This is a genomic window from Rhodococcus opacus (assembly GCF_012396235.1).
Taxonomy (GTDB): Bacteria; Actinomycetota; Actinomycetes; order Mycobacteriales; family Mycobacteriaceae; genus Rhodococcus_F; species Rhodococcus_F opacus.
On sequence record NZ_JAAXPA010000005.1, the window covers coordinates 31,821 to 48,055 of the forward strand.

A 16,235-nucleotide genomic window follows, 5' to 3' on the forward strand; every position below is an offset into this window, starting at 1 on the left:
AGGACTTGCGTCAGCATTCGACGAGATTCACCGACACGTTCACGGCGAGACCGCCGGTGGACGTCTCCTTGTACTTCGAGCTCATGTCGGCGCCGGTGGCCCGCATCGTCTCGATCACCTGATCCAGACTGACTCGGTGCGTGCCGTCGCCGCGCAGCGCCATCCGGGCGGCGTTGATCGCCTTGCCCGCCGAGATGGCGTTGCGCTCGATGCACGGAATCTGCACCAGGCCGCCGATGGGATCACACGTCAGACCGAGACTGTGTTCCATCGCGATCTCCGCCGAGTTCTCCACCTGCTCCGGGCTGCCGCCGAGGATCTCGGCGAGCCCGGCAGCGGCCATGGACGCCGCGGAACCCACCTCGCCCTGACAGCCCACCTCGGCCCCGGAGATCGAGGCCCGTTCCTTGTACAGGGATCCGATTGCGCCGGCCGCCAACAGGAATCGCACCGTTGTTCCGTTCGGGTCGGCCTTCCCGGCGGGGGTGTAGTGCAGCGCGTAGTGCAACACCGCCGGGATGATGCCGGCCGCCCCGTTGGTGGGGGCGGTGACGATCCGTCCACCGGACGCGTTCTCCTCGTTGACGGCGAGCGCCACCAGGTTCACCCAGTCCTCGGCGAACGCGGGATCACGACCGGGATCCTCCACGTTCAGCCGCTCGTACCAGCCGCGGGCGCGTCGGCGCACCCGCAGACTTCCGGGCAGATACCCGTCCCGGCCGATTCCGCGTCGCTGACACTCGACCATCACGTCGCGGATGTGCAGGAGCCGCGCCCGGACCTCCGGCTCGGGCCGGAGGGCGCGTTCGTGCTCGAGCATGACCTCGCTGATCGTGAGACCGTAGTGCTCGCTGAGGGCGAGCAGTTCACGCGCGGACCCGAACGACAGCGAATTCGCGCCGGCGGCGACGGACACCTCCGGTTCGGTGTCGGTGACGACGAATCCGCCGCCGATCGAATAGTACGTCTGCGCGTGCAGTTCACGACCGGTGACGCTAGTCGCGGTGAGGGTCATGCCGTTGGGGTGAAAGTCCAGAACCGTCAACGGGTGCAACACCATCTCGTCCTCGGCGAGCGGAATGTCGACCGTCCCGCCGAGGCGGATCCGCCGACTCGCCCGCACCGCTGCGAGCCGCGTCTCCATCTCCTCGGTGGCGATGGTCTCCGGTCGGTACCCCTCGAGACCGAGGAGGATCGCCGACATCGTGCCGTGGCCGGCGCCGGTGGCCGCGAGCGATCCGTACAGATCGACACGGACACCGGCGACGTCCCCGAGAACGCCGAGTGTGTCGAGGTCGTCGACGAACGTGCCCGCCGCCCGCATCGGGCCGACGGTATGCGAACTCGACGGTCCGATACCGACCGAGAACAGGTCGAACACACTGATCGTCACGAGTTACAGGCCCGGGTAGAGGGGGTACTTGTCCGCGAGCACCCGGACCTGGGCGGCCAACCCGGACGTGTCCGCGTCGGCGGGCGCGACGAGGGCCTGGGCGATCAGGTCGGCGACCGACACGAAGTCGTCCCTGCCGAAGCCGCGGGCGGCGAGTGCCGGTGTGCCGATGCGCAGACCGGACGTCACCATCGGCGGCCGTGGATCGAACGGGACGGCGTTGCGGTTGACGGTATTCCGATCGCGTCGAGGCGGTCCTCGGCCTGCTGCCCGTCGATGGCGGCATCCCGCAGGTCGACGAGGACGAGGTGCACGTCCGTGCCGCCGGTGAGGACGCTGATTCCGGCTTCCTTGACATCGGGTCCGCTGAGCCGTTCGGCGAGGAACTTCGCACCGTCCAGGCAGCGCTCCTGACGCTCCGCGAATTCGGGTTCGGCCGCCATCTTGAATGCCGTTGCCTTGCCCGCGATCACGTGTTCCAATGGGCCGCCCTGCTGGCCGGGGAACACCGCGGAGTTGATCTTCTTCGCGATGGCCGCGTCGTTGGTCAGGATGATGCCGCCGCGGGGTCCGCCCAGCGTCTTGTGCGTCGTCGACGTGACGACGTGCGCGTGCGGGACGGGAGACGGGTGGAACCCGGTGGCGACCAGGCCTGCGAAGTGGGCCATGTCGACCATCAGGTACGCGCCGACTTCGTCGGCGATCTCCCGGAAGCGGGCGAAGTCCAGGTGCCGGGGGTAGGCCGACCAGCCGGCGATGATCAGTTGCGGCCGGTGCTCGCGTGCCGCCTTCGCCACCTCGTCCATGTCGATGAGGTAGTCCTGCTCGGACACCCCGTACGCGGCGACGTTGTAGAGCTTGCCGGAGAAGTTGAGGCGCATGCCGTGCGTGAGGTGGCCGCCGTCCGCGAGGGACAGTCCGAGGATCGTGTCGCCCGGTTTGATCAGCGCATGCATCACCGACGCGTTCGCGGTGGCGCCCGAATGCGGTTGCACGTTGGCGTATTCGGTGGCGAAGAGGGCCTTGACGCGGTCGATGGCGAGCTGCTCGATGGAGTCGACGTGCTCGCATCCGCCGTAGTAGCGGCGTCCGGGGTACCCCTCGGCGTACTTGTTGGTCAGCACGGAACCCTGCGCCTGCATCACCGAAAGCGGTGCGTGGTTCTCCGACGCGATCATCTCGAGGCCGGTGCGCTGACGCTCGAGTTCCTTGCCGATGAGTGCGGCGACGTCCGGGTCGAAATCCGCGAGGTCGCGGTTCAGGACGCTCATGCCTGCACCCCGTTCTTCTCCGCGTACTCGGCGGCGGTGAGGAGCTCGCCGGCGGCGGACGGCTGGACGGCGAACAGCCAGCCCTCCCCGTAGGGGTCGGAGGTGACCAGTCCCGGGTCGTCGACGGCGGCGGTGTTGATCAGGGTGACCCGGCCACTCACCGGCGGATACAGCTCGGACACGGTCTTGGTCGACTCGACCTCGCCGCACGATTCGCCGGCGACGATGGTCGCACCGACCTCCGGCAGGTCGACGAAGACGAGTTCGCCGAGCGAGTTGACGGCGACCGACGTGATGCCGACCCGGACCGGTTCGTCGGGGAGCGTGGCGCCCGGCTCGATCAGGACCCACTCGTGGTCGTCGGTGTAGCTGCGGTCGTCAGGGAAGGCGTGCGAAGACATGTGTGACCCTTTCAGGGCTGAAGTGGGTGGGAACGGCTCAGGAGCGGCGGTAGAACGGCGACGGCGTGACCACGAACGGCTCCTTCTTGCCGCGGATGTCCACGGTGAGTTCGGTGCCGGGTTCGCGGAACGCGACGTCCACGAACGCGAGCGCGATCGGATGCCCGAGCGTCGGAGACAACGCCCCGGACGTGATGATGCCGACCGCCGACTCGCCGGCCGCGTCCAACACGGTGTACTCGGCGCGGGCCGCCCGGCGCCCGCTTCCGGCGAGGCCGACGAGCACCCGCTGCGGGGCCTGCTCCGACAACGTCTGCAGGGCATCGCGGCCGACGAACTCCTTGTTCAGCCGGACCACCTTGCCGAGCCCGGCCTCGTACGGATTCGTGCCGAGGGTCAGTTCTTGGCCGTACAGCGCCATTCCGGCCTCGAGTCGGAGGGTGTCGCGGCACGCGAGGCCGGCGGGGACGCCGCCGCGGGCCGTGGTGGCGTCGAGCAATGCGCGCCACAACGGCACGGACAGCTCGTTCGGCACGTACAGCTCGAAGCCGTCCTCCCCGGTGTACCCGGTGCGGGCGAGGAGGACGTCGATGCCGGCGACCACCGCGCGCGTGACGGCGTAGTACTTCAACTCCGCCACCGTCTCGACCTGCTCGGCGGGAACGAGGGACTGCACGACGTCCTGGGCGGCCGGTCCCTGCACCGCGATCAGGGCGGTCTCCGAGGATTGGTCGTCGACCTTGGCGGAGAAGCCCTCGACGCGCGCCGCGAGTTCGCGGTACACCGTCGGCGCGTTGGCCGCGTTGGCGACCACGAGGAAATGCTCGTTGGCGAGACGGTAGACGACCAGATCGTCGATGACCCCGCCGTCCGCGTTGCACAGGAGGGAGTACTTGGCCCGGCCGACGCCGATCTTCGAGAGTTCGCCGGCCAGAGCGTAATCCAAGACAGCTCCGGACTCGGGCCCGGTGACCGCGATCTCGCCCATGTGCGAGAGGTCGAACAGTCCGGCGGTCTTGCGGACGGCGTGGTGTTCGGCGAGTTCGCTGTCGTACTTCAGCGGCATCTGCCAGCCCGCGAAGTCGGTGAAATGGGCTCCCAGCGCGCCGTGCTCGCCGAGCAGCGGGGACGCGGGCGTCGTGGTGAGGGTCATGCGAAGGCCTCCTCGGGGGTCTCGGCGATGGCCGAAGCGTCGATGTCGGTGGGGTTCTCGAAGGCCTCGGGCGCGGGGCACGAGCAGACGAGGTTGCGGTCGCCGTGGACGCCGTCGATGCGACGCACCGGGGGCCAGTACTTGGCGGCGCGAAGCGACGCGACGGGGTAGGCGGCCAGGTGACGCGGGTAGGGCAGGTCCCATTCGTCCGCAGTCACCTGTTCGGCGGTGTGCGGGGCCTGACGCAGCGGGCTGCGCTCGAGCGGCCACACACCGTCACCGACCAGGTCGATCTCCCGGCGGATCGAGATCATCGCCTCGATGAAGCGGTCGAGTTCGGCCAGATCCTCGGACTCGGTCGGTTCCACCATCAGCGTGCCGTTGACGGGGAACGACAGGGTGGGCGCGTGGAAGCCGTAGTCGATCAATCGCTTTGCGACATCCTCTGCGGTGACGCCGGTCGCCTTGGTGACCGGCCGGAGGTCGAGGATGCACTCGTGTGCCACCAGACCGGACGGTCCCGTGTACAGGACGGGGAAGTGCTGATCCAGTGACCTGGCGACGTAATTGGCTGCGAGCACCGCGGTTTCGGTGGCGCTCGTCAGCCCGTCGGGTCCCATGAGTGCGATGTACGCCCAGGTGATGGGCAGGATGCCGGCCGATCCGTAATTGGCGGCCGACACCGGGGTGCCGAGGTCGTCGCCGCCCAGCGGATTACCGGGCAGGAACGGCGCCAGATGCTCGCGCACCGCGACGGGTCCCACACCGGGACCGCCGCCGCCGTGCGGGATGCAGAACGTCTTGTGCAGGTTCAGGTGTGAGACGTCGCCGCCGAACTTGCCGGGCTGCGCGAGACCGACGAGAGCGTTGAGGTTGGCGCCGTCGACGTACACCTGGCCGCCGGCCTCGTGCACCAGATCGCAGACCGTCCGCACGTCGTTCTCGTACACGCCGTGCGTGGACGGGTAGGTCAACATGATCGCGGCCACCGCGCCCTCGTGCGCCGCGATCTTCGCGCGCAGGTCGCCCAAGTCGATGTTGCCGTTCTCCGCGGTCGCGACGACGACGACCTTCATGCCCGCGAGAACCGCGGATGCGGCGTTCGTGCCATGCGCGGACTGGGGGATGAGGCAGACGTTGCGTCCGAAGTCGCCGCGGGATTCGTGATAGCCGTGGATCGCGAGCAGCCCGGCCAGCTCGCCCTGGGATCCGGCGTTGGGCTGCAACGACACCCGGTCGTAGCCGGTGATCTCGCCGAGCCAGCGCTCCAGGTCGGCGACGAGCTCGAGGTAGCCGGCCGTCTGCGCGACCGGGGCGTACGGGTGGATGGACGCGAACCCGGGCCAGCCGATGGGTTCCATCTCGACAGCGGAGTTGAGTTTCATCGTGCACGATCCGAGCGGGATCATGGTGCGGTCGAGAGCGAGGTCCTTGTCGGACAGCGCGCGCAGGAAGCGGAGCATCGCGGTTTCCGAGCGGTGATCGTGGAACGCGGTGTGCTGCAGGTAGTTCGACGTCCTGGCGAGTGCCGACGGCAGTTCGCGCACCGCGACGGTCGTCGGCTGCGCACCGAACACGGCGACCACCCGCCGGACGATGTCGTCGGTGGTGCACTCGTCACAGGCGATCGCGACGTGATCGGCGTCGACGAGACGGAGGTTGATGCCGTCCCGATCGGCCGACTCCACGATCGCCCCGGCGCCCGCGGGCACCCGCACGAGAACCGTGTCGAAGAAGCTGTCGTGCACGATCGTGTGACCGGCCGCGCGCAGGCTTCCGGCGATGGTCGTCGCGTGGGCGCGCACCCGGTTCGCGATGGCGCGCAACCCTTCCGGCCCGTGGTAGGCGGCGTACATCGCGGCGACGTTGGCGAGCAGCGCCTGCGCCGTGCAGATGTTGCTGGTCGCCTTGTCACGCCGGATGTGCTGTTCGCGGGTCTGCAGTGCCAGCCGGTAGGCCGTCTTCCCGTCGACGTCGACGGACACTCCGACGAGGCGGCCGGGCAGCATGCGCTCGAGTCCGCCGCGCACGGCCATGTAGCCGGCGTGCGGTCCGCCGAAGAACAGCGGCACACCAAATCGCTGCGCCGACCCGACCGCGATGTCGGCACCCTGCTCGCCGGGCGGCGTCAGGATCGTCAGCGACAGCAGGTCCGCCGCGACCGTGGTCAGCGCGCCGCGCGCCTTCGCCGCGGCGATCATCGGAGCGAGGTCGCGCACCGCGCCGCTCGCACCGGGCGCCTGGAAGACCACCCCGAACATGTCACCGTCCGGCAGTTCCCCGGACAGTTCCGCGACCACCACCTCGATTCCCACCGCCTTCGCTCGTCCCCGGACGACGGCCAGTGTCTGCGGCAGGCAGTCCGCGTCGAGGACGACGCGGTTGGTGGCGGACTTCGACTTGTTCGCGCGCCGCATCAGCAGCACCGCCTCCATCACGGCGGTGGCCTCGTCGAGCAGCGACGCGCCGGCCAGGGGCAGGGCGGTGAGATCCTCGATGACGGTCTGGAACGTCAGCAGCGCCTCCAGCCGGCCCTGGGAGATCTCCGGCTGGTACGGGGTGTAGGCGGTGTACCAGGCGGGGGACTCGAGCATGTTCCGTCGCAACACCGCGGGCGTGATGGTGTCGGAGTATCCGAGACCGATCATCTGGACGCGGGTCTCGTTGCGCTCCGACAGTGCCCGCAGGTCGGCGAGCACCTGCTGCTCGGACCTTGCCGCGGGCAGATTCAAGGGCTGTGAGCTGCGGATCTGGTCCGGCACCGCGCTGTCGATCAGGTTCGCGAGGGCGTCGTAACCGAGGGCGTCGAGCATCCGCCGCGACGAGGAGGCGTCAGGACCGATGTGGCGGGACGGAAAGTCGCTGGTGAGGGGCACGCCGGGGGCGGCGGTGCGGGGTTCTGCTGGCACGAGGTGACTCCGGTTTCGTTGAGTCCGGACCGCACCGGACATCGACAAGGGGGCACCTCCCCGCTCTGTCCTGAAACCTGAGAGTTTGGGCGCACCGCAACTGCGGCGTGCTCTTCACCTTCGGTAAGTTCCGGCCATACGGCCGATTCTTTCTCCAGAGTTGCCTCTGCGCTGCGGTACTGGGGCCTGAGAGATTCCCGGGGAGGAAGTTGCTCCTACGGCGCCTCCGAAACGGAGGTTCTCCCGCTGCGCGTCAACGGCGTCTTCAGTTGTGATTGGCCAAACAGTACACAGACGCCGCGGGTTTGTCTCCTCGGACCGACGGTCTTGCCAAAAGTCCTCGTCATTTGGCATCCTCGATGCATCTTCGCTCGGACGTGACCGCACACGCCGAGAGATGAGAGCCTAGATGCCCGCAGCCGCAACGGTTGTCGATGTGTGCTCGCTCTCCCCGCTCACCCTTCCCCGGTGCCGCGCTGTCCACCGCCCGGCACGGACGTCGCATACCGACCGGTTTCGACCGGTACTAGGAGTTCCTCACATGACTGCGCCTGAGTCACCCCACGTCGCTGCGGATGGCCGCCGGCTGCTCCGCCTCGAAGTCCGCAACGCTCAGACCCCGGTCGAACGCAAACCGTCGTGGATGAAGGTGCAGATGCGGACGGGCCCCGAATACCGGGACCTCGCCGCCCTCGTCGACCGTGAGAACCTGCACACCGTGTGTCAAGAAGCGGGATGTCCCAACATCTTCGAATGCTGGGAGGACCGTGAGGCGACGTTCCTCATCGGCGGAAGCCAGTGCACCCGGCGGTGCGACTTCTGCCAGATCGACACAGGCCGCCCCGCCGCACTCGATCGGGGCGAACCCAGGAGGGTCGCGGAGTCGGTGCAGACCATGGGCCTGCGGTACGCCACCGTCACCGGCGTGGCCCGTGACGATCTGCCGGACGGCGGCGCCTGGCTGTACGCCGAGACGGTCCGGCAGATTCACGAACTGTGCCCGGGCACCGGCGTCGAACTGCTGATCCCCGATTTCAATGCCGACGCCGCGCAACTACGCGAGGTGTTCGACACCCGCCCGGAAGTACTCGCACACAATGTGGAGACCGTTCCCCGGATCTTCCGTCGTATCCGCCCTGCCTTCACGTACGAGCGGTCCCTCGAGGTGATCACGCGGGCTCGGGAGGACGGCCTGATCACCAAGTCGAACCTGATCCTCGGGATGGGGGAGACCACCGACGAGGTGATCCATGCCCTCCGGGACCTGCACACCGCCGGCTGCCAGTTGATCACCATCACGCAGTATCTCCGGCCGTCGGCCCGGCATCACCCGGTGGCGCGGTGGGCGACGCCGGACGAGTTCGTCATGCTCGACGGGATCGCCCGCGAGATCGGATTCCTCGGCGTCCTGTCCGGTCCGCTCGTGCGCTCCTCCTACCGGGCCGGCCGCCTCCACGCAGAGGCCGTAGCCGCGACCGCAATTCACTGAACCCCATTCTCTTCCGTTCCAGCAAGGAGTTCCCATGTCCCACCGATCTGCAGATGTCGTCGTCCTCGGCGGCGGTTCCGGCGGCTACGCGGCCGCCATCCGCTCGGCCGAACTGGGCCGTTCGGTCATTCTCGTCGAAGAGAACGAACTCGGCGGCACGTGCCTGCATCAGGGCTGCATACCGACCAAGGCGCTGCTGCACTCCGCCGAAGTCGCCGACAGTGCCCGCACGGCCTCGCAGTTCGGTATCGACGTCACGTTCGACGGTGTCGACCTCGAGAAGGTGCTGAGCTACCAGAACACGATCGTCACCCGCCTGCACAAGGGACTGCAGGGCCTCGTCGACTCGTACGGCATCACCGTCGTCAACGGCCGCGGACGGTTGGTCGGACCCAACGGAGTGGAGGTCGACGACGAGTTGATCACGGGCGGCGCCGTCGTCCTGGCAACGGGGTCGTCGCCGAAAACGCTGCCCGGCATCGGCATCGGTGGCCGGGTCGTCACCAGCGACCAGGCGCTCGTGTTGCCGTCGGTCCCGAAGAAGGCGATCATTCTCGGCGGTGGCGTCATCGGCGTCGAATTCGCCAGTGTCTGGGCGTCGTTCGGTGCGTCGGTGACGATCGTCGAGGCGACTCCACGGCTGGTGCCGAACGAGGACGAGACGATCTCCAAGTACCTCGAGCGGGCATTCCGTCGCCGCAAGATCACCGCGAAGACAGGTGTGCGGGTGACGGAGGTGACGCAGGACGCGGACGCAGTGTCGGTCACCCTCGGCTCCGGCGACATACTCGACGCCGACGTCCTGCTGGTCGCGGTGGGGCGCGGACCCAACACCGCGTCCATGGGGTACGAGGAGACCGGAGTGATGCTCGACAAGGGCTTCGTGGTGACCAGTGATCGACTGCGCACCACGGTGCCGAACGTCTTCGCGGTCGGCGACATCGTCCCCGGGCTCCAGCTGGCCCACCGCGGGTTCCAACAGGGCATCTTCGTGGCCGAGGAAATCGCCGGGCTCCGTCCGGACGTCATCGACGAGACCGGCATCCCTCGTGTCACCTACTCCCACCCCGAGGTCGCGTCCGTCGGGTTGACCGAGACCGCGGCCCGGGAGAAGTTCGGCGAGAACGTCGAGACCGTCACCTACGACCTCGCCGGCAACGGCAAGAGCCAGATCCTGAAGACGTCGGGGGCGGTCAAACTCGTGGTGGCGCCGACCGGGGTCGTGGTCGGCGTGCACATGGTCGGCGACCGAGTCGGTGAGCTGATCGGTGAGGCGCAGCTGCTCTACAACTTCGAGGTCGACGCCGCGCAGGCGGCGAAGTTCGTGCACGCCCACCCCACCCAGGGCGAGGCGCTCGGTGAGGCGCTGATGGCAGTGGCCGGCAAACCACTCCACGTCCACGGCTGACCCCCATGTGAGTGGCAAAGTGTGCTGGCGCACGCTTTGCCACTCACATGGGGTGTTCGGTATGCGAACGCGCACTGGCGATTTCCGCCTCGTGTCGATGAAGCAGCCCCGGGCCACGGTGGTCGCGCTGCCGCTGCGGCCACGACACGCACGTCGCCACCCTCCTCACCGTCGCCGAACTGCTCGCCGGTGCGCGGGAGGCGTGGGCGGGAACGATCGTGTTCCTCTTCCAGCCGGGCGAGGAAACGGCGGCCGGGGCGAAGGCGATGGTCGAGGACGGTCTGTGGGACCGGGCACCCAAGCCGGAGATCATCTTCGGGCAGCACGTCGGGCCGATGCTGGCCGGCACCGTGCACGTCACGAGTGGCGACGCGATGGCCATGGCCGATTCGCTGAAGGTCACCGTCTACGGCCAGGGGTCGCACGGCTCCCAGCCCCAGGATTCGATCGACCCGATCATCCAGGGTGTCAACATGATCAACCGCATCCAGGCCATCGTGTCCCGCGAAGTGCACCCCCTGAAGCCGGCGGTGGTCACGGTCGCCACGTTCCACGCGGGGTTGAAGGAAAACATCATCGCGGACCGGGCCGAGTTCACGATCAACGTGCGCACCCTCGACCCCGAGGTGCGCGAGCAGGTCAACGCCGCGCTGCGCCGCATCATCTACGCCGAGGCCGCCGCATCCGGGGCGCCGAAGCCGCTGATCGAGGAGCTGTACACGTTCCCGCGCAACTACAACGATCCCGATGCCACCGCAGAACTCGTCGCCGAACTCCAGAAGGTGCTGGGCGAGAACAACGTCACGCCGTCGTCCCCGATGATGGGTTCGGAGGACTTCGGTCTGCTCGCCGAGGTGATCGGCGTGTCGTCGGTGTTCTGGATGTTCGGTGGCCACACCGCGGAGACCCTCGAGAGCGGAAAGCCTGTGCCGGTGAACCACTCACCGTTCTTCGCCCCCGTCGCGGAGCCCACCCTGTCCACCGGCGTCCAGACGGCGATGACGGCGATCCTGTCGAAGGTCGGGCTCTAGGCCCTCCGGGCCCGTGCGCCTTTCTGGTTGTTCCGGCAACCAGAAAGGCACACGGGTGGCGGAGCCGCCTCAGTGGGTAGGCAGCGGTGCGTCCGCGGTGGCGTCCCCGGTGTCCACGCCGGTCTTCTCGAATCGCAGTCTCGACACGGCGAGTCCGGCGAGGACGAAGGACGCGGCGACGAGGATGTACAGCTGGGTGGGCGACCAGTCGCGGTCGAGGAGGGCGCCCGCGACGATCGGGGACGCGATGGCGCCGACGCGGCCGATGCCGATGCCCCAGCCGACGCCGGTGGCCCGAACGGCCGGTGAGTAGACCGACGGCGTGATCGCGTACAGCCCGGCGATGCAGCCGTTGGCGAAGACGCCGATCAGGGCGCCGAGCCCGAACGCGATGACGATGGACGCGGTGGCGGGCACGAAAACGACGAGCAGTACGCCCGCGATCGCCATGTAGGCGATGAGCACACGCTTCAGCGCGAAACGTGCGGACAGCGCCCCGAGCAGGGTGGCGCCGAAGATGCCGCCGAGGTTGAGGAGCACTCCGCCGGTGACGCCCTGGTTCGCGGACATACCCGCCTCGACCAGCAGTTTCGGGGTCCAGCTGGTGACGAAGTAGAAGCCGAACATCGCCATGAAGAACGCGAACCACACCAGGAGTGTGCTGCGGCGGCGCTGCGGGGACAGCAGGACGCGCATCGCGAATCCGGCGTCGGCGGTGGCGGCGGCACGCGGTGCGGGCAGCTCGTCGAGTCGCGGCTGACCGACCCGCTGGGCGAAGGCGTTGATCCGGTCGAGGGCGTTGGCCGGTCGCCGGACGAGCAGGAAGTCGATCGATTCGGGGAGCCGGGCGTAGACGACGGGGATGATCGCCGCCGTGCACAGTCCACCGAACAGGAACACCGAACGCCAGCCGAGTGAGTTCTGCAGGACGACGGCGATGATTCCGCCGAGGGTGGCGCCGACGGCGTAACCGGTGGAATTGAGACTCACCGCGAGCCCGCGCCAGCGGTTCGACGCGTACTCACTGGCGATGACGTTGCTGCTGGCGAGGATTCCGCCGATGCCGACGCCGGTGAGGGCGCGGAGCAGGCCGAGTTGCATCGCGTTCTGGCTGACCGCCGACAGCAGCATGCCCGTCGACGCGAGTGCCAGGCACAGCAGGATCATGGCGCGGCGGCCGATGGTGTCAGCCCACGGTGCCAGGAACAGCGATCCCGCGGCCATGCCGAACAGTCCGGCGCTGAGCAACAAGCCGACGACGGAGCCGGACAGATCCCACTCCTGCGACACCGACTGTGCGGTGAACGCCATGACGAGGACGTCGAAGCCGTCGAGCACGTTGAGTAGACCGCAGATGGCGATGGCGCCCCATTGGTAGCGCGTCATCGGGCTGCTGTCGATGCGTTCGCGTAGGTCGAATTGCATGCTCGGAACCTGCTCTTCCTCGGAGGTGGGCTGTGATATGGCTCACGACTCACCTACCGTGGCGGAGAGGTCACTCGTTTCCAACTTCACTTCCGAATGTCGGAATACAGAAGTGGCGGTGGGATGCGGTGCTGGGTGATCATTCCAGTGATGACAACTGGATGGGGACCGGGCGACCGGCAGTGGGCGAAAGGTCCATGGATGTGACTGGCTCGGGTTTCGGTAACTCCTGGTCGGCGGATCGATTGTTCGCCGGGCCGGGCGAGACACGGGAGCGGCTACGCCGCACCGATTGGGCGGCCACGCCGCTGGGCCCGGTCGAGACCTGGTCTGTCGAACTGCGGGCGGCAGTACGGACCGTGCTGCCCTCCGAGGTCCCGATGCTGCTCTGGTGGGGGCCTGAGCTCGTGCAGATCTTCAACGACGCGTACACCCGGGTCCTCGGTGCCAAGTACCCCGCGGCGATCGGTGAACCCGGGGCGCAGTGCTGGGCGGAGATCTGGGACGAGGTCGGACCGCTCGCCGAGCAGGTGATGTCGGGCGGCGCAGCGACCTACACGGAGAATCAGCCGCTGTACCTGCTGCGGCACGGGTACCTCGAGGAGACTTACTGGACGTTCTCCTACAGTCCGGTGCAGGACGAGGACGGGAACGTCGCCGGGATCTTCGTGGCGACGACCGATGTGACCGCGACCGTGCTCGGCGAGCGCCGACTCGAGACTCTGCGGCAACTGGGCACGGTCTCCACCGCAGGCGGCGACGATCCGCTCGTCGATGCCTGTCGTGCGGTCGTGCGGGTACTCGGCGACAACGGACAGGACGTTCCGCTGGCCGCGATCCATCTTCGCCGCGAGGTCGTCGGCGGCACGGGTGACGACGAGCCCGAGGACCTCGTGCTCGTCGGTGCTGCCGGGGTGGACGACGACGGCGAGTTCAGGCCCGCCCGGATCCCGGCGACCGACGTCACCCGCCACCGTGTCCGGGCGTCGGGCGTGGCGTTCGAGCCTGCCGGGTCGAAGGCGGTGACAGAGGTGAGGCTGTGCCCGTTGATCGTGACGGGTCACGCGGAGCCGGTAGGTGTGCTGGTGCTCGGGATCAGTCCGTATCGCGCCTTCGACGACGCGTATCGGGGCTTCGTCGAGCTGGTCACGGCGAAGGTGTCGACCCTGGTCACGGACGCCCTGGCCTACGAGTTCGAGCGGGACCGCGCCGCTGCACTGGCGGAACTCGACGCTGCGAAGACGCGGTTCTTCCAGAACGTCAGTCACGAGTTCCGTACCCCGCTGACCCTGTTGCTCGGACCCCTCGAGACTGTGCGCGAGCAGTCCGAGGACGAGTCTCCCGCAGATCGGCGCGAAGCGATCGCGGCCGCTTATCGTGCGGCGGTCCGGCTGCAGCAGCTCGTCGACGGCCTTCTCGATCTGTCCAAGGCGGAAGCCGGCCAGCTTCTGCCACACACGGAGCCGACCGATATCGGCCAATTGACGGCCGACTGCGTGAGCATGTTCGATTCCGCCGCCGCGCAGGCGGGACTCGCGCTCCGAACCGATCTCGACGAAGCCTCCGGCCTGGTCGAATTGGACCGCGAGATGTGGGTGAAGATCGTGCTGAATCTCGTGTCGAACGCGGTCAAGTACACCCGGTCCGGCTCCGTGTCCGTAGCGCTCCGCCAGGACGCCGGCCAGTTGGTGCTGAGCGTGACCGACACGGGTGTGGGGATTCCCGCCGAAGAACGGGAACGCGTATTCGACAGGTTCCATCGCGTCGAGGCCGGCGGGTCGGGCAGCGGTGGGGGCGTCGGCATCGGGCTTTCCCTGGTGTCCGATCTCGCCGCGGCGCTCGGCGGTTCCGTCGACCTCGACAGCGCCCCGGGCCGGGGCAGCACCTTCACCGTCCGCGTACCGCGGATCCCGGCACCGGACGGCGCGACCCCGCGGGCAGACGACTGGCCCATCGGCGCGGTAACGTCCTTCGGCGATGTCGAACGGCGGGAACCGTCCGTCGAGGTCGACGGTTCGAACGAACGCGGAGCGGACGGCCACCGCATCCTGCTCGTCGAAGATCGCCCGGACCTGCGGGCGTACCTCACCCGATTGCTGCAGGAGCAGGGATGGGACGTTGACGCCGTCGCCGACGTGGAGTCCGCGCTGAAGCATGTCGCCGCCCGCACACCGAATCTCGTGCTCAGCGACGTCATGCTTCCCGGTCGCGACGGCATTGACTTCCTTCGCGAGCTGCGGTCGGAGCAATCGACGGCGCGGCTGCCGGTCATTCTGCTCACCGCCCGCGCGGGAACGGAGTCGACCGTCGACGGGCTGAACCAGGGAGCCGACGACTACATCGTCAAGCCCTTCCAGCCGAGCGAGCTCGTCGCGCGGGTACGTGTTCATCTCGAAATGTCCTGGCTTCGTGAAACTCTGATCACGGACAGTGAGCTCGAGTCGACACATCTGCGCACGGCACTGGATACCCGCACCACCCTCAGCCAAGCTGTCGGGCTGACCATGGCCGCGTTCCAGTGCGACGCCGACACCGCCTTCGACAGGCTCGCGTCCTATTCGCAGAATCGCAACGTCAAACTTCGGGACATCGCGGCGGAGGTCGTCGCGAACTTCACCGCAGGCACCGATCGCGAGTAGAGCCGAAGGAAAGGCCACAGTTTCCGCGAGCCGGGTTCCGGGTAGGCGTCACCGATGTACGACGATCAGCACGCCGAACCGGACCCCGACGATCCGCGGAAGCCGGATTCGCCCGTGGACCTGACGAAACCTTCCTGGTGGTACGTCATCAGGAAGACGGCGCACGAATTCACGCGCGATCAGTGCACCGACCTGGCCGCCGCACTGACGTATTACGCGGTCCTCTCGCTCTTCCCTGCGCTGCTGGCGCTGGTCTCGTTGCTGGGAGTGTTCGGTCAGGGGCAGCGCACCACCGATGCGGTCCTGCAGATGGTCGACGACCTCGGGCCGTCCTCCGCCGTGGACACGTTGCGTGACCCCATCGCGCAGTTGGTCGAGACTCCGACCGCGGGCATGGCACTGGTCCTCGGCCTGTTGGGTGCGGTGTGGTCGGCGTCCGGCTACATCGGGGCGTTCGGACGCGCCATGAACCGCATGTACGAAGTCGAGGAGGGGCGTCCCGTGTGGAAGCTCCGGCCACTGATGCTGGCCGTTACCATCGTCGGTCTGGTCCTGGTGGCCGCCGCTGCGGCAATGCTCGCGCTGAGCGGCCCCGTCGCACGCTCGGTGGGTGACGCGATCGGATTCGGCGACACCGCCCTGACCGTCTGGAACATCGCCCGCTGGCCGTTCGTCCTCGGCGTCGTCGTGGTCGCCGTGGCCATCCTCTATTACGTCACGCCCAACGTGAAGCAACCGAAGTTCCGCTGGGTCAGCGCCGGCGCGTTCCTCGCCATCGTGACGTGGATCCTGGCGTCGGTCCTGTTCGGTCTGTACGTCGCCAACTTCGGCAGCTACAACAAGACGTACGGCTCCCTGGCCGGCGTGATCGTGTTCCTGCTGTGGCTCTGGATCACCAATCTGGCATTGCTCTTCGGCGCCGAACTGGATGCCGAACTCGAACGCGGACGCGAATTGCAGGCCGGCATTCCGGCCGAGGACGAACTGCAATTGCCGCCTCGCGACACGCGGGTCTCCGACAAGAACGCCGAGAAGTACGAGCAGTACGTGCAGGAGGGCAGGGCCCTACGTGAGACCGAGGGCGACGGGCCCGTGAGTACTTGTTAACCTCCCGCG

General features: G+C 67.9%; 9 protein-coding genes, 2 pseudogenes and 1 riboswitch. Of the genes and pseudogenes, 5 read left to right on the forward strand and 6 right to left on the reverse strand.

Annotated elements, in window-relative coordinates:
* Positions 1-10: 10 nt before the first annotated feature.
* The 5 genes and pseudogenes from HGB39_RS07800 to gcvP form a co-directional block, all read right to left on the reverse strand.
* Entirely contained in the window at positions 11-1,393 is a 1,383-nt protein-coding gene (locus HGB39_RS07800) for an L-serine ammonia-lyase (RefSeq protein WP_005574622.1), read from the reverse strand.
* A gap of 3 nt (positions 1,394-1,396) precedes the next feature.
* Positions 1,397-2,664: pseudogene (gene glyA, locus HGB39_RS07805) on the reverse strand (serine hydroxymethyltransferase).
* Entirely contained in the window at positions 2,661-3,065 is a 405-nt protein-coding gene (gene gcvH, locus HGB39_RS07810) for a glycine cleavage system protein GcvH (RefSeq protein ID WP_005250549.1), read from the reverse strand. The pseudogene glyA and the gene gcvH overlap by 4 nt, the downstream one beginning before the upstream one ends.
* A gap of 37 nt (positions 3,066-3,102) precedes the next feature.
* A complete protein-coding gene (gcvT, locus tag HGB39_RS07815; protein ID WP_064080354.1) occupies positions 3,103-4,218 on the reverse strand; it encodes a glycine cleavage system aminomethyltransferase GcvT in 1,116 nt (371 codons plus the stop codon).
* A complete protein-coding gene (gene gcvP / locus HGB39_RS07820; protein ID WP_043793892.1) occupies positions 4,215-7,169 on the reverse strand; it encodes an aminomethyl-transferring glycine dehydrogenase in 2,955 nt (984 codons plus the stop codon). Before gcvP ends, gcvT begins: the two co-directional genes overlap by 4 nt.
* Before the next feature lie 122 nt (positions 7,170-7,291).
* A riboswitch (glycine riboswitch) is annotated at positions 7,292-7,383 on the reverse strand.
* Between the two features lie 285 nt (positions 7,384-7,668).
* On the opposite strand from gcvP, the gene lipA reads away from it, so the two are divergent.
* The 3 genes and pseudogenes from lipA to HGB39_RS07835 all read left to right on the forward strand — a co-directional run.
* Positions 7,669-8,616, forward strand: a complete 948-nt coding sequence (gene lipA / locus HGB39_RS07825) for a lipoyl synthase (RefSeq protein ID WP_005256607.1) — start codon at positions 7,669-7,671, stop codon at positions 8,614-8,616.
* 34 nt (positions 8,617-8,650) lie between these two features.
* Positions 8,651-10,024 (forward strand): dihydrolipoyl dehydrogenase, encoded by a 1,374-nt coding sequence (lpdA, locus tag HGB39_RS07830; protein ID WP_005574524.1) that lies wholly within the window; start codon positions 8,651-8,653, stop codon positions 10,022-10,024.
* Positions 10,025-10,170: 146 nt separating this feature from the next.
* Positions 10,171-11,055, forward strand: a pseudogene (locus tag HGB39_RS07835) (amidohydrolase); the annotation flags it as partial.
* Between the two features lie 69 nt (positions 11,056-11,124).
* Here the strand turns inward: HGB39_RS07835 and HGB39_RS07840 are convergent.
* Positions 11,125-12,480 (reverse strand): MFS transporter, encoded by a 1,356-nt coding sequence (locus HGB39_RS07840; protein ID WP_005574522.1) that lies wholly within the window; start codon positions 12,478-12,480, stop codon positions 11,125-11,127.
* Positions 12,481-12,677: 197 nt separating this feature from the next.
* Here HGB39_RS07840 and HGB39_RS07845 point away from each other — a divergent pair, with 197 nt between their 5' ends.
* A complete protein-coding gene (locus HGB39_RS07845) occupies positions 12,678-15,119 on the forward strand; it encodes a response regulator (RefSeq protein WP_005574521.1) in 2,442 nt (813 codons plus the stop codon).
* Positions 15,120-15,173: 54 nt separating this feature from the next.
* Positions 15,174-16,226, forward strand: a complete 1,053-nt coding sequence (locus tag HGB39_RS07850; protein ID WP_005574520.1) for a YihY/virulence factor BrkB family protein — start codon at positions 15,174-15,176, stop codon at positions 16,224-16,226.
* Positions 16,227-16,235 lie beyond the last annotated feature (9 nt).